Here is a 24700-nt window from a genome sequence, read left to right as displayed (position 1 = left end):
TCTGTTTTTAATAGCTTTTTGCGCATATTCCACGAGGACTACAGCCCTAGTTGACCAACAGATACCCGTACTCTGCCCTCCAGCTTGCGCAGCACCCCACGGCTTACCCCGCACACGATTACCAATAGATATGATTTATTGGTAATATCCAAGACGTCAAACACCACTCAAACTTGGAACAAGTCCTATGACCCGAAACACCTCCATCTCTCTCGGCGATCATTTCGACGCATTCATTGCGCAGCAAATCAGTCAAGGGCGCTACGGCTCTGCAAGTGAGGTGGTGCGCGCTGGCTTGCGGCAACTTGAAGAGCATGAGACACAACTGGCGACCTTGCGTGCGGCGCTGGAAGATGGCGAGAACAGTGGTGCCAGCACTAGCTTTGACGTAGATGCATTCTTAAAGACCAAGCGGCAAAAGACGGCTGGCTCAATCGGTAAAGCTGTGGCTGCCAAGTGAGCGGCGGCTACCTGCTTGCGCCGCTTGCCCTGGCGGACCTTTCGGATATTTGGGACTACAGCTATGGCAACTGGGGGGCAGATCAAGCCGATGCCTAGGTGCTGGCGATTCATGCGGCCTGTGAAGAGTTGGCACAAACGTTGGCAAAAGGCCGCCCGGGCGGCCAAAGTGCTGAACGCATGCGCAAGGGCTACCGCAAGTACCTGATTGGTTCGCACGTGATATTTTTCAGGCTTCAGCCCCGCGATACGGTGGAGGTGGTGCGCATCTTGAACCAGCGTATGGATGTGCCAGCGCATCTGTAAAACGCCCCGCCATGTGAGATCATGCCGCGCGCTCATGCAACGTCGCCGATGGTTTTGGCAAACAGGGCGGCATCTTCGGGTGCTTCGTCAATACAGGCCTGCAGGTAGTGGGCGCAGTCTTCGTCTGATTGCAGATAGTCGGCAGCTTCGAAGGGCTTGATGCCAAGTTGTGCGGCGGCGGTGGGGTTCATCACGCCAGCCATGTGTCGAAATCGGCTGTGGAGCGCTTTTGTATCCGCTGCGGCAGTCCACCCATGCCGATCACGCTTGCAAGCGCAAGGGGGTTTCAACCTTGCAGCGCAGGTGCACGCAGCTACCGGGTACAGTGCCCAGCGACGCCACAGCGGACCCGCACCAGAGTCACCCGAACCCGGCAACCCACAGCCCCTGGGCGCGGCTGCGCCGCGGCGGCCCCCGCCGTTTCTCCCTCCCCAACACTCAAAGGACCCCCACATGACCAGCGCTATGTACACCCACTCGGTTCCCGTCTTCAAGCAGATGCTGACGGCTTTGAAAACCATTCTTGCGCAGGCCAGCGAACACGCTGCCGCCAAGTCGATCGAGCCCGATGCGTTGTTGCAGGCGCGGCTGGCGCCCGACATGTTTGCGCTGCTCAAGCAGGTGCAGATTGCCGCTGACTTCGCGCGTGGTATCTCGGCGCGGCTGGCGGGGGTGGAGGTGCCGACCTATGCCGGGCAAGAAAAAAGCTTTGCCGATCTGGATGCGCTGTTGACGCAGACCCTGGCTTTTTTGGACAGCGTGAACGCGTCGCAGTTTGAAGGCAAGGAAGGTGCTGAGATCGTCTTGCGCCCCGGCACGCCGAAAGAGAAAAACCTCAATGGGCAGGCCTACCTGGCGAACTATGGTTTGCCGCAGTTCTTCTTCCACGTGACGACGGCCTACGACATCCTGCGCCACAACGGCTTGGCCATTGGCAAGCGCGATTTCATGGGCGCGTATTGAAGGCAGCCGGGGAAGGTGCAGGCGGTAGGTTAACGGTTCTATTTTGATAGCTGCTTGCGCTTATTCCATAAGGGCTAGAGGCTGATTTGGCATTAAACCTGCGGTAAATACTCGTTCAGCAAAATTTGCACTGCATCGGCCTGCAGCACGTCCCGGCGGCGCTTGAGGGCGTCGCGGTCAGCTAGCCCGGCCATCCAGCGTTTGAACGCCACATAGGTGGCTGGGTGCACGGTGTTCATGCGCGCCATGGTGCCGTTGGTGCCGTTGGTGCCGTTGGTGGCGACGATCACCGCAAAGAAACCCGGTGCGTTCAGCAGCACATTGGCTCGGCGGGCCTGAACCACCCAAAAGTCGTCGTCCTCGTCGCTGAGTTTGATGGGGTGGGGGTCGTCGTCCATTTGCTCCCGACGGATGATGTCGACCTCAAAACCGTCTTTGTTCACGGCGGTGTATTTCTGACTTTGGCGCATGCGAAAGCTCGCATCCACTTTTTTGAGTAAGCCCAGCATGAAGCTGTCTACCCGCGCTAGTTGCGTAGAGAAGATGATGCGTTTGCGGGTGTCCCACAGCAAGTCAATATCGCGCGTGGCCAGTGCATCAGCATCCAGCCGCACCCCGGCAGCGGCCTCATATGCATACAGTGCATGAGTGCACACCACACGGAAATGGTCGCTGAGCTGGGTGCTGGCCAAACGGTTAAGCAGCGCCACCACCAGCGGGTCCACCCGGCCCACGCGCAAGGCGCGGTTCAAGCGCTGTTGCTGGTCCAGCGCTGCCTTCAGGCCGGCCAGCCGCTCGGCACTGGCTTGCTTTTTTTGCGTGAATTTGTCGTAGATGGCTTGCGTCTCAGCCGTGCGCGCGCCCAAGCTGGTTTCTGCGCCAGCGGGGGTGGTGCGAACCAGGTATTTGGACTCTGGCGACGACGCTGGCCCCGCGTGCCAGTACATGCCACCGCGCACCTGGGCGGCCTCAAGCGTGGCTTGAGCCAATGCGTCGAACACGGCAACAGCGTCGGTGTATTGGTGGGTGATGGTGGCGCTGAGCTCTTGCATTTCGGTATATTACTGATTACTAACGATTTATACCGAATATCGTTTATTAACAATGGGTTATGTGTTTTTTATGGCTCACTTCCGCACGACACCACCAGCCGCGAGTGCCCAATCCCCCCGCCTTTCTCCACCCTGATCTGCGCCGGAATCCGCTCTTTCATCGCCTGCACGTGGCTGATGATGCCGATCATCTTGCCGCTGGCGTTGAGTGAATCCAGAGCGGTCAGGGCAATCTCTAGCGTGTCGCCGTCCAGCGAACCAAAACCTTCGTCCAGAAACAGCGAGTCGATGGAGGTTTTGTGGCTCACCAAATCTGACAGCGCCAAGGCCAATGCCAGGCTGACCAAAAAGCCTTCGCCACCTGAGAGCGTGCGCGTGTCGCGGGCCACATCGCCTTGCCACGCATCCACAATTTCCAGCTCCAGTTCGCCCGTGGATTTGCGGCGCAGCAGGTAGCGCCCATGCAGGCGCGCCAAGTGCCTGTTGGCCAACTGCAGCAGGTGGTCTAGCGTGAGCCCTTGGGCAAACTTGCGGAACTTGTCGCCTTTGGCCGAGCCAATGAGGCCGTCCAGCCGCTGCCACAGGTCTGACTCGGCGGTTTGGCTGGCGATCTCTTCAAACAAGGCTTGTTGGTTGATGCGCAATTTGGCGTCATTGGCCAGCAGTGCGCGGTGTGCGCCGATTTTCTCGTTGGCGGCGCTGCGCTGCTCTTCCAACTCCGCCAGACTTGCCTCCAATTCCTCAAGCGTCTGCGCAGTCATGGCTTGGGTTTGCAATTGACTGTGTTTCTCAAGCGCGGCTTGGTGCAGCGCGCTGGCACGCTCTTGCGCGATCAGCAACGCGTCTCGCAGGGCAGCCAAGCGCTGGCGCTCTGGCTCGAGCAGCAATGCCGCTTCAAATGCAGCCACATCGGCAAAGGCGCTTTCAAGCAGCGCTGTGTTCCACGCAGTCACTGCGGCGTCTTGCGCTGTGGCTTGTTGGGCCCATGTGGATTGGGCCTGGGCTTGGCGGCCAGCCAATGCGGCCAGGGTGTTCGAGAGGCTGGCTATGGCTTTTACGCTGGTGGCGAATGTGGCGGCCAGGTCTGTTTCATCGACTTCGTCCTGCGCTGTGAAAGCGATGGCGTTGGCGATGCCGATGGCGCTCTGACCCGTGGCCGCTTGTAAGCCCGCCCAGCGTTGCGCCCAGACGTTGGCCTGCGCTTGTGCGGCGTCGCGCTGCGCCTGCTGGCGGGTGATGGCGTGCGTCAGCGCTTGCATTTGCTGGTTCGTGCTGCGCCAGTGTTGCCACTCACCCTCTCGCGCTGCCAGCCATGGGGCGGCATCTGAGGGAGTGGTGTAACCAGCCTCGGCCAACGCGGCCTGCATGCTAGCTTCAAGCGACGCGGCATCTGCCTGGGTGGCTTTGATGTCGAGCGCTAATGTGGCTTGGCGAGCCTGTGCTGCTTGGTTGGCTTGTTGCAAAAGTTCAAGCTGGAAGGTGGCCGCCTGTAATGCCTGGGCAGATTGGCTGGAAGTGGTCAACGCCAGTTGGACGCTTTGTTCACCCGCCTCGGCGGTCTGCAGGTCATTGGCAAGCTGGGCTAGTGTGTTGGTCGCAGCTTGCTGGCTGGCGAGCAGTTGCTCAGCGCTGTGCCAATCGTCCAAGGTAAGCGCTGGGTTTGCGCTGACTTGGCTGATGGCGGCTGCCCACTGGGCTTGCCATTGGCCCATGTGTTGGGCGACTTTTGCCTGCTGGCCAAAGCGCTCTGCCAATTTGGCCTTGCTGCCTTCCAAGGTGGCAGTCATGGCCTGGCCTTGGTTTTCAAGGGCTTCGAGCTCAGCTTGCTTGTGTTGCAGCGCAGCTTGGGTGGCAGACACATCCAGGGCTTGGTAGGCCGCAATCGCCGGGTGCGCCGTGGCGCCGCACAGCGGGCAAGCCGCGCCGGGCTGCAGCGCTTGGCGATGCTGGTCCAGGCTTTGGATGCGGCGCTCTTGATCGAGCAACTTTTGCTTGTCAGCCACTTGCTCTTTGAGCGCCTTGAACTGGTCGCGCCATTGCGAACGTTTGGCTTGCTGATCTTTGACAGTGGCCTCACCGTGTTGAATCTCTGCGACCAGCGCGGTTTGCTGCTCGACCAGATCGCAGCGCTGTTGGCCGCACTGGCCGATTTTTTCCCATGAGGTCACTTGGCCTTGCGCAGCCTGCCAACGCTGGCGCAATGCTGAAATGGTCTGTCCACCCAGGCGTTGGGTCTGGTCAGTTTGGGAGGCTTGCAGCGCAGCGGCTGAGGTGGCTTGCGCTTGCACTGCGGTTTCCAGCAAGGCACTTTGGCGGGTGATCTTGTCGCCGCACTGGGCAATTTCGGTTTGCAGTTGCTGCAGAGCCGCCTGTTGCCCGGCAGCACTTGTCTTTAACTTGTGGCGTTGCTCAAACTGCTGGCGCCAACTGCCCAAGCGCTCGCCCAGTTGCGCATGCTGCGCATGGCCGGTGCAGTAGTCAAGTTGGCGCTGGTGGTCGGCCTCAAGTTGCCCAAGTTGGGTCTGTGCTGCCGCCGCCATGCGATTGGCCAATGTGTGCGCGCGAAGGTGGTGGTGGTGGTGCGCGGCTGACGCTTGCTGGTGCTGCTCTTGCAATGTAGCCAACAGTGTTTCGCTTGTCATGCAAGTTGCCTGCGCTTGCTGCATAGCTTTGTGCGGCGCTTGGAGCACTTTTGCAGGCTCGCTGGTGGCCAAGCGCTGCAGCTCAGGCGCGGCTGATTGCAGGTTAGATACTGCGTTGTTTTTAGCGGTTTGCGACGCCGTTAATTCCTGCGCGCTTTGCGCCAGGTTGAGGTGCCATTGGCGCTGCGCTTGGGCGGTGTCACGGGTTTTTTGCACTGCGCCCAGTTCCAGTGCCCACTGGTCTATGTCGGCCTGCATGGCCGCGCGCTGGTCAGCGGGCAAGAGCTCTACGCCAGCGGCATGGGCTTTGAGTTGGTCTAGCTGCTGCTTGGCCTGTCTGGCTTGCTCAAACACGTTGCACGAGATCTCGCCATAGATTTCGGTGCCGGTCAGTTCTTCCAACAATTCGGCCCGGTCATTGGCGCTGGCATTGAGAAACGCGGCAAACCCGCCCTGCGCCAACAGCATGGACCGGGTAAACCGCGCAAAGTCCAGGCCGGTGATGTCGGCAGTGCGCTTGAGTTTGTCGGTGCTTTGGCTGCTCAAAATGGCGCCAAGCCCGGTGGCCGGGTCGATGCTGGCCAATTCAACCTTGGGGTTTTGCAGTTCGCCATCGACCTTGTCACGGGCGCGGCGTTGGCTCCAAAAGGCGCGGTAGACATCGCCCTGCACTTCAAACTCGACCTCGGCCAGACAATCGGCGGTGTGGCGGGTCATGATGTCGTTGGCCGACTTGGAAACGCTCTTTAACCGCGGTGTCTCGTGGTACAGCGCCAGGCAAATCGCGTCCAGCAGGGTGGATTTACCAGCACCTGTGGGGCCGGTGATGGCAAACAAGCTGTTCTCGGTAAACGGCGGCTGGGTGAAGTCGATGGCCCATTCGCCTTTGAGGGAATTCAGGTTTTTCAGGCGCAGCTTGAGGATTTTCATACTGCGCCCTCTGTGATGCTTTTGACCACTTCGCGAAAGCGCTGCCCCAATGCCTCTTGCATGGCGGGTGGCAAGTCTTCTTGCGCCAGCCGTCTTGCAAACACGTCTTCGGGGCTGAGTTCGTCCAGGGTTTCAAGGATGTCGCCATCCAGAGTGCCAGCGGTGTTGGCACGCTGGCGGCGCACCCGCAAAACCTCAACCGGCAGGCCTTGCGTCATCTCGCTGATGCGCGCGGGCAGGTCTGACAGGTAGTCATCTTCTGCCACGGTCACTTCCAGCCACACCGGCTTTTCAAAAGTGCCTTTGGCCGCCGCTGTGGCAATGGCGCCGGCCAGCGTTGCCAGGTTGGCGCTGACAGACACCAACGATTGAAACCGTGGCACGGGTAATGCGGTAACGCTAACCAAGCCGCGCTCATCTAGTTCGACCAGCAGCATTTCCTTTTGCTGCCGGGCTTCGTCAAAGCCCAGCGCAATGGGCGAGCCACAGTAGCGAATGTGCTCAACCCCGCCCACTTTTTGCGGTTTGTGGATGTGCCCCAGCGCGATGTAGTCAGCGGGTGGAAATGCTGCCGTGGGGAAGGCATCCAGTGAACCCACATAAATCTCACGCACCGACTCATTGCTGCTGGCGCCCACCGTGGTGAGGTGCCCGGTGGCGATGAGGGGAACCGAGCGGCCCAGCTCACGTTGCAACTCTGCTTGCCGGGCCTGCCCGGCCGCATACACAGCCTGGTAATAAGCCTGGATGGCCACCTGCATGGACTGCTGCTTTTCTTGGGCACTTTGCCCCGCCTGGCTTTGCAGCACATCACGCGCCCGGATGAAGGGCACGGCGCAAACAATGCAGCCAGGCTCTGCGCTGGTGCCCCGCCTCGGCAGCACGACAAGTTGATCAGCAGGGTTGTTGACGTCGGCCACCACGGTGGTGCTCAAAAAGGCCAACAGGGAACGGCTTTCGCGCAGCGTGGCCACTGAATCGTGGTTGCCCCCCAGCAGCAGCAGCGCAACCCCGGCTCGGTGCAGACCCACCACCAAGTGGCTGTAGAGCTCGCGTGCATAGCTGGGCGGGGCGCCAGTGTCAAAAATGTCGCCCGCGATGAGGACTGCGCCCACGGCATGCGCTTCAACTTGAACCAGCAACCAGTCGATCAGGGCCTGATGCTCCGCTTGGCGGCTCTTGCCCATGAAATGCTGGCCAAGATGCCAGTCGGAGGTGTGAAGGATGCGCATGGTTGGGGCGGGGAAATGGGCGGGTGATGTCAGGCCTATTTTGAGCCGGAAACCACCCACTAACGCGGCTGAGCGAGCACTACACAATTAATAGCTACTCGCGCTTATTCCATAAGGGATAGAAGCCAATTTCACCCTAAAGTCTGTGGCAGATACTCGCTCAGTAAAGTCTGCACTGCATCGGCCTGCAGCACGTCTTGGCGGGGCCAAGAACAGGGGCCAGGATCGAATAATTCGCTTTGCCGTGGCACTACATCCAAGAATTGCGCCACATCACGCCAACTGTACAAACCAAGAGGACAAACGTCCAGCATTTGCCATTGTTGTGGGAGATGTATCGCAAGGCCTTGTCTTCGAGGGTTAGTTTGGGCTCTGGTGTGGCGGAATTGTTCATGTTGAGATCAGTTAATTAGCACCAAAATCGGTCAGGAAAAGTCGTAAGGTGCGAGGCTGAACGGGTAGGCCATCCAAGCTCACACTCTCAAGTATCGCCCCGAAAATCCCGCTCAGACAACGCGCACACGCTCAGTCATCGGTTAATTTTTTCGGCAACTGCAATTGGTTCGTCAAGAACTCGTCTGGGTTGCACTTCAGAATCGAGGCCGTCAAGGGCTAGCGGCCTATTTGACACATCACTCACGCGCCACACTGCGCGCCACACTGCGCCCCACCCTCGAGCTTGCACAGCACACGGTTCAGCACCCCGGTTTGCCACGCGTTCATGGGGGTGCCTTTCCAGCGCTGCCAGAACTGTGCCTTGTCCAGAACGCGCGCCAGCGTTCCACCGGCTCCTGTTCACCGCAACCCAAGTCCGCCAGGGATGGGTTAATCGCTGGCGAAACAGCGCCCGCCCACTAAAGCCGGCTCAGGCAGCGTCCTCGGCAGCTGGCGAACCGCCTATGACTGTCGTAGAGCGTGCGGCTGGCGCGGCGCTTTCGGGTGGCACGGCGCGCGACGGTGGCTGCTGCCCACCCTTCCAGCGCCGTACCACCCGCTGAAAAATCAGCGTATTCGGAATTTGCAGCAGCGTGCCCGGCGTGGGGCTGTCGCTGTCTTGCAGCGAGGTGTAGAGCATGTTGATGTCGACCACGCGGCCCCGGGCGCCGGGCTTTTCGGCCACGTCCAGCAGTTCGATGCTGTCGCCCAGGCGAAATGGTCGCACGGTGTAGATCAGGAAGGCGCAAAACAGGTTGGACAGTACGCTCCAAGCGGCAAAAAAAGCCACCGCACCCACAGTGGCAAAGCCGGTGAAGGCGGTCCATAGCACCGTGGCGGACACGCCCACGCGCTCAAGCACCAGCAACAGCGCCGCAAGCATGATGGTCCAGCGCACCAGGGCCTTAAGCGGCAACATCAGCTCCAACGGCAACTCGTAATGCTGTCTGACGCGGTTGAGCACCCGGCGCAGCAGGTATTGCAGCAGCCAGGCGACCAGCAAGATGAGCAAAATCTGCAGGCCAGGAACAATGATTTCAAGCCAGTCTCGGGTCCATTCGGGCAAGTAAGTGGTCAACGATCGGCGCATGGGGGTCTTGGGTGTAAAAAGGGTTTCATGTGATGAGGGGCGTGGTGGGGACCGACACAGAAGTTTGTGACTGGCAGCAAACTCGGTGGCTGATTGCCATCAGCAGGAAAACACGTATTTTCCATGCATCGGCCCCGCCGCCGCGACGGGCAAGTTTGCGCACAGCCTATCGGACAAATAGGGCCTGTTGGCCGATGCCACCAACTGCCAACCAATCGCTAACGCTGCGACTACTGTGGCACCCAGTGGAACTACGAAAACAACAAGACCAAAGAGCTCGCAGATGCGTTGGCCGAATCGAGTCGGCACCGGCTCAAGCACTCCCAGCGCCGCACGAATTGCGCCACCCACCTGGCGCAATTGATGAAACGCGCCATGAAGTCAGATTCGGCGTTGGTGGCATGCAAGGTGCGGGCTGCCAATCAAGGGTCTCCAGCAAGTCGTGCGGCTCTTTGAGCCGTATTTGTCAAGATACGCATCACAATTTGAGCCGTATTATCTAAAATACGCCTCATGTCTTCAAAAACCACCCCTACCCCACCCCGCTACCTTTGGCAACACCCTGCCTGGCCGGTGATCAGTTTTGACACGGATGCGTTGATGCAGGACCTGAGCCATGCGCGCTTGGAGCAAGGTAAGTTGTTGGGCTTGCTGGAGGCCATCGGTCTGGAGAGCGGCCAAGAGGCAGCGCGTGAGCTGTGGGTACAAGAGGCCATGGCCACAGCCGCCATTGAAGGCGAGAAGCTGGACCAGGACGCTGTGCGCTCGTCGCTCGCCCATCGCTTGGGTTTGGCGGGCCTGCCCACCACAGACCGACATGTGGATGGCTTGGTGCAGGTAATGGCGGATGCCACTGCGCAATACCAGGCGCCGTTGACGCAAGAGCGGCTGTGCCTGTGGCAGGCGGCATTGTTTCCTGGCGGCAGCGTCAATCTGCGGCGCGTTGCGGTCGGACGCTACCGCGATCACGCAGATGCCATGCAAATCGTGAGCGGCAGGTTAGGGCGTGAGGTAGTGCATTACGTGGCGCCGCCTAGCGCCCAAGTGCCGCAAGAGATGGCGCAGTTTTTAGCTTGGTTTGAATGCACACACCCGGCGGCAGACGCAGCGCCCAGGCTACACGGCTTGGTTCGCGCCGCATTGGCGCATCTCTGGTTTGAGACGATTCACCCGTTTGAAGACGGCAACGGCCGCTTGGGCCGCGCCATTGTGGACATGGCCCTGGCGCAAGACATGGGTGCCGCCGTGCGCGTGTTTGGTATAGCACGCCAGATGATGACCACGCGCGCTGCCTATGACGACGCGCTCAATCAGGCGCAGCAAAGCACGGCTGGCACAGGCTTGGATGTCACGCCATGGGTGCAGTGGTTTGTGCAGGCGTGCGCACAGGGGTGCATCACCTCGCAAGCGGTGGTGAGGCAGGCACTGGAGAAAGCCGAGTTCCGCCAGCGCGCGGCAGCCAGCGGGGTCAACGCCAGGCAGACCAAGGTGCTTGATCGTTTGCTGCAGGCCGGCAACAGAACCTTGGGCGGAGGCTTTTTAGGCGGCATGTCCAGCGACAAATATTGCAAGCTGACCGGCTCATCCAAAGCCACGGCAACACGCGATTTGGTTGACTTGGCGGCGAAGGGACTGCTGCGCATAGAGGGTGTCGGCAAGGCCACGCGCTACGCCATCGCCATTGACCAATGGACGCAAGCGCCGGTCTAGCTTAAGGCCGCTTACCCCAGATGCCTGCCAAAGAACCGCAGCGTGCGGTCCCACGCCTGCTGGGCCCACACCGGGTCGTACTGGGTGGTGGGAATGCGCCCGGGACCAACGGCGGTTTCGTTGGCAAAGCCGTGGCGCGCTAGGTAGCGGTAAAAGTCGTAGTCGACGCCGGCGGCAGTCAGCTTCTCTTGCAGTTCGTCCACCAAGTCAATCGTGAAGGACTCGTCTTGCGTGCCCCAGTGGCCCATCAAGGGTATGCGGATTTTGCTGGCGTCCAGGTGTTCCAGCGGCGGGCAACCGTACCAGACAACCGCCGCGTCAAGCTCGGGCGTCTCGGCCACGCTCAGCAGCGTGAGCGCACCGCCCATGCAAAAGCCGGTGAGGCCAACCTTGGGCGCGAGCTCTTTGAGGAACTGCACCGCACCACGAATGTCCTGCGAGGCGGCGTCGCCAAAATCCAGCCCGGTCATGAGGTGGCTCGCCTCTTCGGCCTGCACCGTGGCTTTGCCGCGGTACAGGTCAGGCACCAGCGCCTGGTAGCCCGCCGCCGCCAAGCGGTCCGCCACGCCGCAAATCTGGGCGTTGAGACCCCACCACTCTTGTATGACCACCACAGCCGGCGGATTGTTGGGTCGAGCTGACTCGGCCAAATAGCCCTGCACTGACTTGCCGTCAGGGCGCTGAAAATTCACCATGTGTCCCATCATTGCTCCTTGAGTTAACTGACCGATCGAGGTTGAATGCAACGCGGCATTGGCTACAGCGTTGGCCAATCAACCATAGCAGGCATCAGTGCAGTTGCTAGTACAGCTTTTTTCTATCACCCCGCACGACACGCGTGCAGCGTGATCAAACGCCCCGTGCTTCTGACAATCCATCACCGCTTGAGCTATCGCCTTTTTCATGGCTGTGAAAACCATGCTCGGTGTTCGGCACGAATCCTCGCAATTCCCCGAAAACACGCACCTTGTCGCCATGTTTTGCAAAGGTGAGGAGCCCGGTGGCCGAATTTCCCTTGGTGGGCTCCATCTGCGCGGTAGCAACTGGGCCAGGGCCAGGCGCCAAGCCAGCGCAACCTGCAATCAAAGACGTTGTCGCAACAATAGCCAATAGGTGGCGGATTCATAGAGGGTGTCCTCTCTGGTTTTAAAACGCGCTTTCAATTGATCACGCAATGCCTCAAGGTGCGCGGCAGCTCAGTCTGCAAAGAAAAACATTGCGCTGTACCACCGCTTGGCTAATTGTGTGAGTACGGCAGCGTTTTGAAAGTCAGACAATGCCGCACATAGCGCCTGATCGTGTCGAGTCACCGTTTGAATCGCCATTGTGCAGAGCGTGGACTACGCCAAGGGATAATTTCGGTCTTGGCACTGTTGACAAACTGCTCTTATATTTATAGCTTAATGCACCCGATCTTTAAGGGCTACAGGCCAAAATGATGGTCATCAATCCGCTTTCCCCCATGCCCCACGCCCCGCACGCCGTTTTCCGCCTGCGCACCGAGCGCCTGGCGCGGGCTGTCAAACCGTTTCGCGCCCGTGGTGGACCGGCAGAGCGTTGCCCGAGCTGTCGGGTGATGCACAGCCACTGTTTCTGTGGCTTGCGCCCAAGCGTGCCGACGCTAGCCGGCATGTGCCTGCTGATGGCCGACATTGAGCCGCTCAAACCTAGCAACACCGGCTGGTTGATTGCCGACGTGGTTGCCGACACCTTTGCGTTTAGCTGGGCGCGCACTTCAGTTGACCCGCGTTTGCTGACCCTGCTGGCTGACCCGCAATGGCAGCCGTATGTGGTGTTTCCGGGTGAATACGTCGCGCCAGAGCGGGTGCTGACCGCGCTTCTGCCCGAAATGGCCGCTGCCGGGCAAGCGCCCAAACGCCCGCTATTTGTGCTGCTGGATGCCACCTGGGCCGAGGCAGGCAAGATGTTTCGCAAAAGCCCGTATCTGAACCACTTGCCGGTGCTGAGCCTGCACCCCGAGCAAATCTCCAATTACCGTTTGCGCCGCTCCAGTCGCAGCGACCACTTTTGCACCTCCGAGGTGGGCGCGCTGTGCCTGGCCCTGGCCGGTGAGCCCCATGCAGCCGACATGCTGAACACTTACCTGGAGGTGTTCACCCACCACTACCTGAAAGCTAAAAACCAGCAACCGCTGGACCTGCAAGATGCGGCGCACCAGCGGCTGAGCAGTTTGAGCAGTTTGAGTGGGCAGCGACAATCGAGCCATTGAGAATTGACCCATAAGCACCACAAGCCCCATCATCCCCATGAGCCCCAACCCCAACCCACCGACAGATCCCCAAACGACACCGCTGTGTGAGCCGTGTGCTGCGGTTCAGCAAAACTGGCGTCGCGCCCCCGGCCATGCCGAGCTGGTGCAGGGCGCCAACCGCAAAGAGACTCGTGGCGACAAAGCAGTCACGATCACCCGCTACCGCTGCGATCACTGTGGCACGGTATGGGACTACGAAAACAACAAAGCCAACCAGCACGCGGGTTGGTCGGTGGTGGCTTGAGTCGCGGTAGCACGCTATTTATTACATAGCTCTCTGCGCTTGTTACATAAGGGCTGGAGGCCAATTTGGCTCTAATTCACGGCTTTCTGGCCCTGCCTGAAGCCGCACAGTAGGGCTTCAGCCAGGCACGCCGGGCTGACAAGTGCCGTGGGACAGACAATCCAACCTCCCCCAGCCAGCACCCCCTACCGCATGAAACCACCCGCCCGCCTGCAACCCCTGATTGAAGAGGGCCTGATTGACAGCGTCGTGCGCCAGCTGATGAGTGGCAAGGAGGCGATGGTGTTTGTGGTGCGCTGCGGCATTGAAACCCGCTGCGCGAAGATTTACAAAGAAGCCACCAAGCGCAGCTTTCGCCAAGCGGTGGACTACACCGAAAACCGCAAGGTAAAGAATTCGCGCTCGGCCCGGGCCATGGCCAAGGGCAGCAAATTTGGCCGCCAAGAGCAGGAAGCCGCCTGGCAAAGCGCCGAGGTTGACGCGCTCTATCGCCTAGCCGACGCCGGTGTGCGGGTGCCGCAACCCTATAACTTTTGTGACGGCGTGCTGCTGATGGAACTGGTCACCGACGCCCACGGTGATGCCGCCCCGCGCCTGAACGATGTGGCTTTCACCCCCGAACAAGCGCTCCAGCACCACGCCACGCTGGTGAAAGAAGTGGTGCGCATGCTAGGTGCTGGTGTGGTGCACGGCGATTTGTCCGAGTTCAACATCCTGCTGGCGCACGCACCGGGTGTGGATGGCGCAGATGGGGTGGACGAGCCGGTGATCATCGACCTGCCCCAAGCGGTAGACGCCGCCGGCAACAACCACGCCCAGCGTATGCTGCTGCGCGACGTGGCCAACCTGCGCGACTTCTTTGGCCAGTTTGCGCCGACGCTGCTGGCCACCCAGTTTGGCCCGGAAATCTGGAGCCTGTACCAGGCCGGGTTGCTGAGCACTGACACGGTATTGACCGGTCGTTTTGAGCGCTCCCCGGCCAGCGTCGACACGCAGGCGGTACTGCGCGAGATTGATGACGCACTGGCCGAAGAGGCCGCGCGCAAGCTGCGTATGGCCAGCGCCTGAGCGGGGTTTTAATGCGGTGCGCAGAAAGCGCACGGTGACAAAAAGATCAGATGGGGGGCGATCAAGACATGTCGGGTGCAATCGGCATAGACTGCCACGCCACCGCATCTGCCGCCTGTAACCGCCACCGAAAGACCGCACCATGACCGACCTGTCCGCTTTTGCCATCACCCAGAAATGGCCTGCCCAGCGCCCAGACCGCTTACAGCTGTATTCGCTGCCCACGCCCAACGGCGTCAAGGTGTCGATTTTGTTGGAAGAAACCGGCCTGCCGTATGAGGCCCATCTGGTCAGTTTTGAGACCAACGACCAGCTCTCGCCCGAGTTTGTGGCCACCTTCCCGAACAACAAAATCCCCGCCATCATTGACCCCAGCGGGCCCGGCGGCCAGCCGCTGGCGCTGTTTGAGTCGGGCGCGATCCTGTTGTATCTGGCTGAAAAAACAGGGCAGTTCCTGCCAAGCGACCCGGCTCAACGCTATGAAACCATCCAGTGGCTGATGTTCCAGATGGGCGGCATTGGCCCGATGTTTGGCCAACTGGGCTTCTTTAATGTGTTTGCCGGAAAGGACTATGAAGACAAACGCCCGCGTGATCGCTATGCCGCAGAGAGCCGCCGCCTGCTGGCTGTGCTGAACCAGCGCCTGGCCACACGTGCCTGGGTGATGGGAGATGACTACACCCTTGCCGACATCGCCATCCTGCCCTGGGTGCGCAACCTGATTGAGCGTTACCACGCTGCAGATCTGGTGGGTATGGCCGACTTCCCGCATGTAACGCGCACGCTGGCGGCCTTTGTGGCGCGGCCAGCGGTGGCGCGCGGCTTGCTGGTGCCGCAACACACCACGCAGTAGACGGCACAGTGCCCGCATGCTGTTGGGGGGCTGTGCAGTTTTTTACTGGCCGCAACACACCGCGCAGTAGACGGCGTCGTGCCCGCCCTGCACCGGGCTGCCAGCAACATAGTTAATATTAATTTGATAGCTGTTGGCGCTTATGGGACAAGGGCTACAGACCAATATGGCTTAAATTTTGCACAGCAATCTGCCTGAAACCGTCTGACACCCTAGCGTCAAGCGCAGCGGTTTGCCAGAAGCTGGCGGCCAGCGCACGCGCCTGTTGCCACTCGGGCAGCGTGGCGGCGGTGGGTTGTAGCGGTCGTGCTGCAAAGTCACGCGCCACCAGTTCACCGGCCACTGGCGCGTAGAGCATGGGCAGCATGTCGTAGGTGGGTGACAGCACCCAGTCGTCGTCTTGGATCAGCAGCGAGATGTTGCCGTAATGCCGGTCGGTGTTGGCGATGAGCTGGCCGTAGGCTTCCAGCAGGCGCAGGGTGCGGGCGTCTGTCGGGTTGAGCAGCTTGCGCGCCACCATGCGGTTGGCGGTGGCAGCCCAGTTGTCCATCTCGCCCACGTACTTGGCGTCATACACCTGCAGCGAGACCATGCCAATTCGCCCAAGCTGCCCAGCCGGACCGGGCGTGGCGGCTACGCGGTCAAAACGCTCGGACTCAAGAAACAACCTGCCTTCTCCGCTATGAATTTGCGTGCGCGCGGCGGAAATGCCAGCCTCTGCCAGCGTTTGTAACGCCAGGTGTTCACACACCAGCAGATCGCGGGTGCGCTGGTCCACCGCACTGTCACCTGCGGGGGAAAACTTCACCAGCACTGCCCGCCCGGCGCTGATGGTGCAGAACTTGGGCTGCTCACCACCCGCCGACGAACCTGGGTGTGTGCCTTGCATGGCTTCATCAGCCAGGCGCGGGTAGTCAGCCGCGGAATCGACGCGGCTGGCGCGCTCAGGCAGGGTGTGAAAGCGTGCAAACGCGGCCTCGCCCAGGATCAGGTTGCCGGGCAGGTCGTCACCAAACTGGGTGAGGGCGCGCAGCACGTCGTCATCACTCCAGTGGCGCGGGTCGCTGCCCAATTGCAGCTCGGGGTGGGCATGGGCAAAGGTGCGGCCCATGAAACCTTGCGGGCGCATGTCGTCCAGAAACCAGGGCAGGCCGTCATGTTTGGCGCTGACACCGTCGGCCTCATCGACCCAGAACGCGCCGCCTTCCAGCGGCACCAGCCGTGCAAAGGGCGCGGGCTGGCCCAGTGCATTGACGCGCATCACCTGCACCTCACGGCCCACGCCGGGCACGTTGCGCGCCAGCACATAGCGCTGCGAACGCGCCGCGCCCACCTTGAGCACCTGACCCGACTGGATCAGCGCAGACAGGGCGCGCGACACGGTGGGCTGGCTGACGCCCAGAAGCGCTTGCAGCTCGGCACTGGTCAGCACGCTGCCTTGGCGGCGCAGCGCCTGCAAAGCTTGTTGGGTGAGGTCGGTTGCAGTGGTCATGAATAATTATATGAATAGATATTTCATATTAAAAATCAATGGATTCATAAAATAATGGGTTTTTATGAATAGATAAACGTTTTTACCCTGCGGTTTGTCAGCCCCTCTAACGAGCCGCCATGCCAATCCATGAAAAGTGCTGCGCGAAGGGGCCACATCTTGTCAAATAAATCACCGCGCGACCGCTAAAATCAGGGGTTGCGCAAGGAGCCGTTGATGCCAAAACCTGGCAAGTATTTCAGTCGCCTGCCAACCCCCGAGCAGATACTCGGCAACCGTTGGCTGGCATGGTTGCGCCCCTGGCTGAAAGAACCCAAACTGTGGCATTGGTCGCGTCGGGGGGTGGCCATGGGCGTGGCTTTGGGCGTGTTTTTTGGTTTGCTGATCCCAGTAGCGCAGATACCGCTCTCAGTGGCAGCGGCTATCGTTCTGCGGGCCAATGTGCCAACGGCTGTCGCCAGCACCCTGGTCAGCAATCCGGTCACTTTCGGCCCCATCTATTACGGCGCCTACCGTTTGGGAGTTTGGGTCACAGGCAGCAAAGAGCGCCCAAAGACGATTAACCTGGCCAATCCGCAGATACCTGTGGTTGATGAAAAAATCAGCGCGTGGCAGCGCATCAACAGCCTCGGCAAACCTCTGCTGGTGGGCTTGTCAATTACTGCCGTGCTGATGGGCTTGCTAACCTACGGGACGATCTCGTTGGTGTGGCGCTGGCGCGTCTGGGCCAAACGCCGCAGCAGAGCGCATCGCAAAATCCCCTGACAGATCCTTGCATGCGGGTTGGGGTGCGGTGGCACCTTGGTTAAGTGACTCAAGTCACCGTGCCCGGGAGGGCACCACTTGTATGATTTAAAGCTGAGTTACCTGCAGGAGATTAAAGTTTTATGAATGCCACCACAGCAGCTACAACGCCTGCTGGCGCACCCGCTGCTACGCACGGCCGCCTTGCACACATGCCGATATCCATGTTCTCCATCGTCATGGGCTTGGCTGGCACCACCATTGCGCTGGAAAAAGCCGAGCTCCTGTGGGCTTGGTCGGTATCACCCAGCGCGGTGATGCTGGCATTGACGGCGCTGGTATTTGTCGCCATCAGCCTGGCCTACTTAGCCAAGTTTGTGCTGCACCGCCAGCACGTCATTGCCGAATTCAATCACCCGATTCGGCTGAGCTTCTTTCCGACCATATCGATTGGCATGCTGCTGCTGGCGATTGCCTCAATGTCGCATCACCCGGGTGTGTCGCTTTACCTTTGGGCGGTGGGGTCTGCGGTGCAACTGTTGTTCACTCTGGCTATTTTGTCGAACTGGATGCACCACGAAAAGTTTCAGGTGCAGCACAGCAACCCGGCGTGGTTCATCCCGATTGTGGGCAACATTCTGGTGCCCATTGCGGGTGTGCCACTGGGTTATCCCGAGGTGTCGTGGTTTTACTTCAGCATTGGGCTGATGATGTGGACACCGTTGCTGGCGGTGTTGTTTAATCGCTTTTTCTTTCACCCGATGATTCCCTCCAAGCTGCTGCCCACGCTGTTTATCCTGATTGCGCCGCCTGCAGTGGGTTTTATCTCGTGGGTCAAGCTGCATAACGGTGTGGTCGATGACACTGCACGCATCTTTTATTACTTTGCCCTGTTTATTACCCTGCTGCTGATCGTCCAGGCCAAGTATTTCATCAAAGTCTCGTTTGCCCTGCCTTGGTGGGCCTACACCTTCCCGGTGGCGGCTTTGACGATTGCCACCTCGGTGATGCTGGAAAAAGTGGGTGGCAGTTTCTTCGCCATGTTGTTCCCGCTGTTGCTGTCGGTACTGGTTGTGCTGGTGTCGGTGGTCTGTGTGCGGACCGTCATTGCCATGATGCGCGGCGAGATTTGCGTGCCTGAGTAAATTCGCTGATATTTATATTTGTCTTCATTTATATAGCTGTCAACCCTTTCCAGTAAAGGGTTGGCAGCTATTTTTACGTTGAAGGTGGCTGGCTCCGGCCCTGAGCAGCAGCGTGCGAAATAGGGTATGTTTGACAAAAATCAATAGAATCAATGATTGAGCGCTGGCTCAGCCAGCGACAGGGCGTAGTGAAACTTAACCAGGCGCAAAAATGACCAACTCAGATGCATCCAGCTCCAGTGCGGCCATCCAGAATGACCCCCGACTTATCAGCAACCTGACCCGCAACACCTTTGCCATGGTGCTTGCCGGGGGCCGCGGCAGCCGCCTGCGCGAACTCACCGACTGGCGCTCCAAGCCGGCCGTGCCGTTTGGTGGCAAATTCCGCATCATCGACTTCACCCTGTCCAATTGCGTCAACTCCGGTGTGCGTCGCGTGGGCGTGGCCACCCAGTACAAATCCCAAAGTCTGATTCGGCACCTGCAACAGGGCTGGAGTTTTCTGGACGGTCGCCTGGGAGAGTTCATCGAGATCATGCCCGCGCAGCAACAGGTGGACGAGTCGCATTGGTACCAGGGCACGGCAGATGCCGTTTTCCAGAACCTGCGCGAGATTCGCCACACCAACCCACAATATGTGCTTATCCTCTCGGGCGACCACATCTACCGCATGGACTACGGCCGACTGCTACTTGCGCATGTGGAAAGCGGGGCCGATGTCACTGTGGCCTGCATCGAGGCACCGCTGGAAGAAGCCAAAGGCTTTGGCGTGATGGCGGTGCGAGACGACGGCCGCATCGTCGAATTTCAGGAAAAACCCGAGAAACCCAAACCCACGCCCAACAACCCTGACATGGCCTTGGCCAGCATGGGCATTTATGTGTTCAACGCACGCTTTTTGTTTGAGCAACTGGCCCGCGACGCTGACGATCCCACATCCAGCCACGACTTTGGCAAAGACATCATCCCCCACTGCGTCGAACGGCACCTCGCCTTTGCCCAGAACTTTGCGGATAGCTGTGTGCAAGAGCCTGGTAAGCCAGCCTACTGGCGCGACGTGGGAACGCTGGACGCCTACTGGGAGGCCAACATGGACCTGGTACAGGTCACGCCCGAGCTGAACCTTTACGACCAAAACTGGCCCATCTGGACCTGGCAAGAGCAGCGCCCACCCGCCAAGTTTGTTTTTGACGACGACACCCGGCGCGGCAGCGCGGTGGACTCCACCGTGTCAGGCGGCTGCATCATCAGTGGTGCCTCGGTGCGCCATTCAATGCTTTTCTCGGGCGTGCAGGTGCACAGCTATTCACTGGTGGAAGACTCGGTGGTGTTGCCCAATGTGCAGATTGAGCGGAACTGCGTGGTGAAGAAATGCATTCTGGATCGCGATTGCCACTTACCCGAGGGCACGCAGATTGGCGTGAACCCGGAGGAAGACCGCAAGCGCTTTCACGTGACCGACTCCGGCATCACGCTGGTGACGACGGCCATGCTCGGTCAGAAGATCGAGATGATCGGCTGAGAAAGACAGAGACAGGTCCCAAAAAAAGGCCCGGACTGCCAAGCAGCCGGGCCTTTTTTGAAAGGGTGACGCTGTTTACTTGGCGACCACACGCACCATGTCCAGGCACTTGGTGGAGTAACCCCACTCGTTGTCGTACCAGGCCACCAATTTCACAAAGGTGCCATCCAGCGCAATGCTGGCGTCAGCATCAAACACGCTGGTTCGGGTCTCGCCGCGGAAGTCGGTAGCCACCACTTTTTCGTCGGTGTAGCCCAGCACGCCCTTCATGGCGCCTTCGGATTGCGCCTTGATCTCTGCGCAGATTTCTTCCATGGTGGTGGCGGTGTTGAGTTCCACGGTCAGGTCAACCACCGACACATCACTGATTGGCACGCGAAACGACATGCCGGTGAGCTTCTTGTTCAGATCAGGAATCACCTTGCCCACTGCCTTGGCAGCGCCAGTACTGCTTGGGATGATGTTTTCCAGAATGCCACGGCCACCGCGCCAGTCTTTGTTGCTCGGGCCATCCACGGTTTTTTGCGTGGCGGTGGCAGCGTGCACGGTAGTCATCAGGCCGCGCTTGATGCCAAATTTGTCGTGAATGACCTTGGCCAGCGGCGCCAGGCAGTTGGTGGTGCAAGACGCGTTGGAGATGATGGCCTGGCCAGCGTAAGTCTTGTCATTCACACCAAACACAAACATGGGGGTGTCGTCTTTGGACGGTGCCGAGAAGATGACTTTTTTGGCGCCTGCGGCCAAGTGCTTCTCGCCGCCTGCCTTGTCCAGGAAGATGCCGGTGCATTCAATGACGATGTCGGCACCGACTTCGTCCCACTTCAGGTTCGCCGGGTCACGCTCTTGCGTCAGGCGAATATTCTTGCCGTTGACGATGAGGGTGTTGCCGTCCACCGATACCTCGCCCTTGAAGCGGCCGTGCACGCTGTCGTACTTCAGCATGTAGGCCAGGTAGTCGGGCTCCAGCAAGTCGTTGACGGCAACCACTTCAATGTCGCTGAAATTCTGCAGGGCGGAGCGCAACACGTTGCGCCCGATGCGGCCAAAGCCGTTGATACCAATCTTGATCGTCATAGATTTTTCTCCGGTAGTTAATAAAACCAACCTGTGGCTTGCACGGCATACTGGTCCGGCGCGGTCATGTTTCAAGCGGTTAGGTCACATTTTACCGACCAGCGACAGCGCTGGTAACAAAGCATTTACAAGACGTGCCGCAGCCTGCCCCGCGCCGCGCTCAGGCGCCGCGGTGGGCCATGCTTCAAGCCCCCACCGCCACTTTTTTCAAACACCATGAGCCTGCTTATTTTGCCGCTGCATCTGCCCTCACCCCGTGGCGGCATCACCTTGCCCACCCCCTGGTGGTGGCGCCTCTATGTGCCAATTCCAGGCGGTGGATGGCTGCGCCACCGACCGGCATCGGATGCACTGAGGCAACCTGCTCAACAGTGGCGCTGCGCGGTTCGCCATCTAAGCCACCGCCGTGCTGCCGCAAGGCCGCATCACGCCCCGGTGCCTGGGCCTGTGGAACGACACCACCGAGGCCGCCCGGGCTGACCAATTGCACCTTGCCCGCGCGCTGGCACGCCACACCGCGGGGTGCCTGCAATTGGTGCACACCGGGCGCAAGGCCTCCAGCGCCGTGCCGTGGGAAGGCGGGCAACTGCTCTGCCCTGAGCAAGGACGCTGGCAGACGGTAGGGCCATCGGCTTTGCCGCAGTTGCCATCCGAAGCGCCGCCGTTGGAGATCAGTGCACAGAAATTGGTGCGCAACCGCGAGGCCTTTGTCCGCGCGGCGCAGCGTGCCCAGCGCATGGGCGTGGACGCTCTCGAGTTGCACCGCGCCCATGGCTACCTGTTGCACCAGTTTTTGTCGCCCCTAGCGAATCAGCGCAGTGTTGCCTATGGCGGCAGCTTTGAGAACCGCATCCGCTTCCCGCTGGAAGTGTTTGCGGCGGTGCGAGCTGCTTAAGACAGCGTGCTGGGCCTGCGCCTGTCAGCCTCTCTCGGGGCGCAAGGCGGCTGGGATCTGGCGCAAAGCGAGGTGTTTTTCCAGCGTCTGAAGGCGCCAGGCTTTGACTTCATTCATTTCTCGTCCAGCGGGGTGTCGCCAAAGCAGAAGATCGCGCTGGGTGCGAACTACCAGGTGCCTTCTGCGCGCGCCATTCGCGCCAGCAGCGCCATGGTGACCACCGCCGTGGGCCTGATCACCGAGCCGGCCCTGGCCGGTGCCTGCAGGCCGTTGAGCGTTCAGGCCTGCAGGCGGTGGCGCAACTCTTTCATACATTTCCGGCCTCAGCCCAAGTTCGTGGCGGGGTAACAGCTACTGCATTAATAGCATAGTCGCACTTGTGCGTTCACACCTGCCCGAGCATCGCGCAATGACGCTGGACGTGGCAACTTTGGTGGCGACCACAGCGCCAAAGCGCAGGCGCTGCTGGACGATTTGATCGGCCTGTTTGCGCCCGGCCACACCCAGCAGCTGCGCAAGCTGCGGGGTGGCTGAAGCGTTGTGGGCCAGCAGCAGCGCGCTCAGCCCAGCTTGACCCCGGTGTGATCGGCCGTCAGGTAGCCCACGGCGGCACCAAAGCGGTTGTTGTAGTTGGCACGCACCAGTGGGTCCAGGGTGGCTTGCACCTTGCCGTGCAGTTTGGGCTGCCAGTCACCGGGGTGCTGGAAGTTGCTGGTGATGTACATCCAGCCATTCATGTCATCCACCACGCCCAGGCCGGTGGCTTCAGCGCCGGATGGCATCGACATCAGGCGGCTGAGCTGCTTGGTGTCGACGTTGTAAGCCCAGACGAAATTGTTGACGTGGGTGCCACTGTCTTCACCAATGAACAGGGTGCGCAGTTTTTCCGAGAACTTCAGGTTGTCGGGGTTGGACACTTTGTCCGGATTAGCTAAATTGCCAAGTGCGTCAGGCGCAATGTCTTCACCCACCAGCAGCGCACGCATGGCGGTGGGCATCCATTCGCTCTTGATGGCCGCGCCAGTCTGGTCACTCTGGCCGCCATTCAGCGCACTGGCCATGATGCCGCCGGCAATCAACGCCTTGTCCAGGGCAATGCCGCTGGCCGCGTTCCAGCCCTTGCCGGTTTTCACCATCGAATCCTGCATGTTTTGAAGCGCCGAGTAGGCCACTTTGTCTTTGATATTGACGGTGGTGCCTTCCATTTTGGAGAATCCCATGCTGCCGCCCATCAGGTAGGCGTAGCGGTGGGTTTCCAGGAAGGCGGCTGCCTTTTCCATACCTGGCTTGACCTTGATCCAGTTGGCCGCGCCGCTGTGGAACACTTTCGTGAAGCTGGCGTCCAGCGGGTCGGCCTTGAGCACCGTCATGATGTCGGATGGCTTCAAGGTGTTGGCCATTTTTTCGATCTCGGCGCTGGTCGCATGTCCGAGCTTGATCCACGACAACTTGGCACCGACGTCCGCCGGATTGATCGAAAAGCCGGTGCCCAGTTTGGCCACGTACAAGGTTCCAGCCGAGAGGCTTTTTTCCTTGTCGGCCACAAACACAAACAGACCACTGTTGGTGGCATCGTCACCCATCAACACGGTGCGGTTGTCGGGCATGACCTGCACCAGTTCGTGCGAAATGCGGCCCAGGCAGAAGTGCTTGACCAGGCTGCCAGTGCCATCGGGGTTGACGGTGACCTCGGGCAGGTGGCCGTAGTGGTAAGGATTGGCCACGCCCTCGTCGCCAAACAGGTTTTTGCTGAACGCCTTGAACTGCTTGTTGTCGGCGATGAACTGCGCATCGGGCTCGTATTCTTCACTCGACAGATGGGTGTTCCAGGGCGACAGGCTGGAGCCGCAGGTGATCCACATACCCTGTGCTTCGGAGGTGTTCACGCTGTGGTACTTGACCAGTGAGAGCGCGCCTGTGGCCTGGTCCTGATCGAGCGTCAGCACGGCAATTGGTGACGGCAGTGTGCCGTAGGCATCGGCACCACTTTGGTCTGCATTGGCGTACTCAAACTGCACCACCGCAAACACCGCCTTGCCCTTGATGCCGGGCACCTTCGGATTGGCAAGTTGCAGCAGCGAGGTGCCGTCCGGGCAGTCCGAGAAAAACTGGCGTTCCTTGCCCGATACCGACTTGTCAATGATGGGCTTGTTCAAAATATTCACATAGCCACCCGCCAGCAGCGTGCCGCCTTTGCCATCGGGCACCTGCTCACCGGTGATGAAAAACGGCTTGTAAGCCAGCTTGAAGGCCCGGGTGCTGCCGTCTTGCAACTTGACTTGCAGGCTGGAGTTCACCAGCGTTGTGGCCATGGCCGCCGGGTTGGCCAGCGAGGGTGCTGCCATGCCAACAAACGAAGCAGATGCGAAGGGTGAGCCCGTGCCCGCAGCTGCGCTAGCGGCACCACCCGCAGGCGTGGCGCAGCCCGCCATCAATGAACTCACTGACAGGGCACCCAGCGGCAACATGGGCAGGCTGGCAAAAATTTTGAGCGCCTGGCGGCGTGAAGAAGGTGTTGCTTGTGACATGGTCTGTGGTTCTCCGTGAGGTAGGGTTGATCTGTCAGGCATCT

General features: G+C 59.9%; 23 protein-coding genes. 13 read left to right on the top strand and 10 right to left on the bottom strand.

Features of this window, described 5'->3' with window-relative positions:
- The first annotated feature begins 187 nt into the window (after window positions 1-187).
- Complete coding sequence (locus BLL52_RS06215) at window positions 188-460, top strand: type II toxin-antitoxin system ParD family antitoxin (RefSeq protein ID WP_075585821.1); 273 nt, start codon at window positions 188-190, stop codon at window positions 458-460.
- Window positions 461-558: 98 nt separating this feature from the next.
- Window positions 559-765 (top strand): type II toxin-antitoxin system RelE/ParE family toxin, encoded by a 207-nt coding sequence (locus BLL52_RS06210; protein ID WP_083633813.1) that lies wholly within the window; start codon window positions 559-561, stop codon window positions 763-765.
- Between the two features lie 32 nt (window positions 766-797).
- Here BLL52_RS06210 and BLL52_RS06205 read toward each other — a convergent pair whose 3' ends face one another.
- Window positions 798-956 (bottom strand): helix-turn-helix domain-containing protein, encoded by a 159-nt coding sequence (locus BLL52_RS06205; RefSeq protein WP_175580240.1) that lies wholly within the window; start codon window positions 954-956, stop codon window positions 798-800.
- A 262-nt stretch (window positions 957-1218) separates the two neighbouring features.
- On the opposite strand from BLL52_RS06205, the gene BLL52_RS06200 reads away from it, so the two are divergent.
- The gene (locus BLL52_RS06200) at window positions 1219-1728 is read left to right on the top strand and encodes a DUF1993 domain-containing protein (protein ID WP_075585820.1); all 510 of its coding nucleotides are present in this window, start codon (window positions 1219-1221) and stop codon (window positions 1726-1728) included.
- Window positions 1729-1820: 92 nt separating this feature from the next.
- Here the strand turns inward: BLL52_RS06200 and BLL52_RS06195 are convergent, their stop codons facing one another.
- The 4 genes from BLL52_RS06195 to BLL52_RS06180 form a co-directional block, all read right to left on the bottom strand.
- Window positions 1821-2780: a GSU2403 family nucleotidyltransferase fold protein gene (locus tag BLL52_RS06195; protein WP_075585819.1), complete on the bottom strand. Its 960-nt coding sequence runs from the start codon at window positions 2778-2780 to the stop codon at window positions 1821-1823.
- Between the two features lie 68 nt (window positions 2781-2848).
- Window positions 2849-6352 carry an AAA family ATPase gene (locus BLL52_RS06190; RefSeq protein ID WP_075585818.1) on the bottom strand — a complete coding sequence of 1168 codons (3504 nt, stop codon included), beginning with the start codon at window positions 6350-6352 and terminating at the stop codon, window positions 2849-2851.
- Window positions 6349-7584 carry an exonuclease subunit SbcD gene (sbcD, locus tag BLL52_RS06185; protein ID WP_075585817.1) on the bottom strand — a complete coding sequence of 412 codons (1236 nt, stop codon included), beginning with the start codon at window positions 7582-7584 and terminating at the stop codon, window positions 6349-6351. Before sbcD ends, BLL52_RS06190 begins: the two co-directional genes overlap by 4 nt.
- 865 nt (window positions 7585-8449) lie before the next feature.
- Window positions 8450-9109 carry a mechanosensitive ion channel family protein gene (locus BLL52_RS06180; RefSeq protein WP_075585816.1) on the bottom strand — a complete coding sequence of 220 codons (660 nt, stop codon included), beginning with the start codon at window positions 9107-9109 and terminating at the stop codon, window positions 8450-8452.
- 513 nt (window positions 9110-9622) lie between these two features.
- On the opposite strand from BLL52_RS06180, the gene BLL52_RS06175 reads away from it, so the two are divergent.
- Window positions 9623-10819: a Fic family protein gene (locus BLL52_RS06175; protein ID WP_075585815.1), complete on the top strand. Its 1197-nt coding sequence runs from the start codon at window positions 9623-9625 to the stop codon at window positions 10817-10819.
- An 11-nt stretch (window positions 10820-10830) separates the two neighbouring features.
- Here the strand turns inward: BLL52_RS06175 and BLL52_RS06170 are convergent, their stop codons facing one another.
- Both BLL52_RS06170 and BLL52_RS06165 read right to left on the bottom strand, forming a co-directional pair.
- Entirely contained in the window at window positions 10831-11523 is a 693-nt protein-coding gene (locus tag BLL52_RS06170; RefSeq protein WP_075585906.1) for a dienelactone hydrolase family protein, read from the bottom strand.
- A 145-nt stretch (window positions 11524-11668) separates the two neighbouring features.
- Entirely contained in the window at window positions 11669-11848 is a 180-nt protein-coding gene (locus BLL52_RS06165; RefSeq protein ID WP_139313318.1) for a superoxide dismutase family protein, read from the bottom strand.
- 433 nt (window positions 11849-12281) lie between these two features.
- Here BLL52_RS06165 and BLL52_RS06160 point away from each other — a divergent pair, with 433 nt between their 5' ends.
- The 4 genes from BLL52_RS06160 to BLL52_RS06145 all read left to right on the top strand — a co-directional run bounded on the left by BLL52_RS06160 (window position 12282) and on the right by BLL52_RS06145 (window position 15256).
- On the top strand, window positions 12282-13049 hold the full coding sequence (locus BLL52_RS06160; protein WP_075585905.1) for a tRNA-uridine aminocarboxypropyltransferase: 768 nt from the start codon (window positions 12282-12284) through the stop codon (window positions 13047-13049).
- A 37-nt stretch (window positions 13050-13086) separates the two neighbouring features.
- Complete coding sequence (locus BLL52_RS06155) at window positions 13087-13335, top strand: hypothetical protein (RefSeq protein ID WP_075585813.1); 249 nt, start codon at window positions 13087-13089, stop codon at window positions 13333-13335.
- 192 nt (window positions 13336-13527) lie between these two features.
- Window positions 13528-14403, top strand: coding sequence for a PA4780 family RIO1-like protein kinase (locus BLL52_RS06150; RefSeq protein ID WP_075585812.1), 876 nt, complete (start codon window positions 13528-13530; stop codon window positions 14401-14403).
- Window positions 14404-14545: 142 nt separating this feature from the next.
- The gene (locus tag BLL52_RS06145) at window positions 14546-15256 is read left to right on the top strand and encodes a glutathione S-transferase N-terminal domain-containing protein (RefSeq protein WP_075585811.1); all 711 of its coding nucleotides are present in this window, start codon (window positions 14546-14548) and stop codon (window positions 15254-15256) included.
- A 154-nt stretch (window positions 15257-15410) separates the two neighbouring features.
- Here the strand turns inward: BLL52_RS06145 and yjjJ are convergent, their stop codons facing one another.
- Window positions 15411-16748 carry a type II toxin-antitoxin system HipA family toxin YjjJ gene (gene yjjJ / locus BLL52_RS06140; protein ID WP_075585810.1) on the bottom strand — a complete coding sequence of 446 codons (1338 nt, stop codon included), beginning with the start codon at window positions 16746-16748 and terminating at the stop codon, window positions 15411-15413.
- A gap of 216 nt (window positions 16749-16964) precedes the next feature.
- On the opposite strand from yjjJ, the gene BLL52_RS06135 reads away from it, so the two are divergent.
- The 3 genes from BLL52_RS06135 to glgC all read left to right on the top strand — a co-directional run bounded on the left by BLL52_RS06135 (window position 16965) and on the right by glgC (window position 20159).
- Window positions 16965-17513 (top strand): DUF2062 domain-containing protein, encoded by a 549-nt coding sequence (locus tag BLL52_RS06135; protein ID WP_075585809.1) that lies wholly within the window; start codon window positions 16965-16967, stop codon window positions 17511-17513.
- Between the two features lie 122 nt (window positions 17514-17635).
- Window positions 17636-18637, top strand: a complete 1002-nt coding sequence (locus BLL52_RS06130) for an SLAC1 anion channel family protein (RefSeq protein ID WP_075585808.1) — start codon at window positions 17636-17638, stop codon at window positions 18635-18637.
- A gap of 211 nt (window positions 18638-18848) precedes the next feature.
- On the top strand, window positions 18849-20159 hold the full coding sequence (gene glgC, locus BLL52_RS06125) for a glucose-1-phosphate adenylyltransferase (protein ID WP_075585807.1): 1311 nt from the start codon (window positions 18849-18851) through the stop codon (window positions 20157-20159).
- Between the two features lie 75 nt (window positions 20160-20234).
- Here glgC and gap read toward each other — a convergent pair whose 3' ends face one another.
- Window positions 20235-21233: a type I glyceraldehyde-3-phosphate dehydrogenase gene (gene gap / locus BLL52_RS06120; RefSeq protein WP_075585806.1), complete on the bottom strand. Its 999-nt coding sequence runs from the start codon at window positions 21231-21233 to the stop codon at window positions 20235-20237.
- Between the two features lie 406 nt (window positions 21234-21639).
- On the opposite strand from gap, the gene BLL52_RS06115 reads away from it, so the two are divergent.
- Both BLL52_RS06115 and BLL52_RS06110 read left to right on the top strand, forming a co-directional pair.
- Window positions 21640-22128 (top strand): oxidoreductase, encoded by a 489-nt coding sequence (locus tag BLL52_RS06115; protein WP_075585805.1) that lies wholly within the window; start codon window positions 21640-21642, stop codon window positions 22126-22128.
- Window positions 22129-22134: 6 nt separating this feature from the next.
- Window positions 22135-22476, top strand: a complete 342-nt coding sequence (locus tag BLL52_RS06110; protein ID WP_075585804.1) for a beta/alpha barrel domain-containing protein — start codon at window positions 22135-22137, stop codon at window positions 22474-22476.
- A 212-nt stretch (window positions 22477-22688) separates the two neighbouring features.
- Here BLL52_RS06110 and BLL52_RS06105 read toward each other — a convergent pair whose 3' ends face one another.
- Window positions 22689-24656: a PhoX family protein gene (locus BLL52_RS06105; RefSeq protein WP_075585803.1), complete on the bottom strand. Its 1968-nt coding sequence runs from the start codon at window positions 24654-24656 to the stop codon at window positions 22689-22691.
- Window positions 24657-24700 lie beyond the last annotated feature (44 nt).

The sequence above is a fragment of the Rhodoferax antarcticus ANT.BR genome, from assembly GCF_001938565.1.
Taxonomy (GTDB): domain Bacteria; phylum Pseudomonadota; class Gammaproteobacteria; order Burkholderiales; family Burkholderiaceae_C; genus Rhodoferax; species Rhodoferax antarcticus.
Note: the sequence above shows the minus strand (reverse complement) of the source record. Positions and strands in the feature narration are given on the sequence as shown.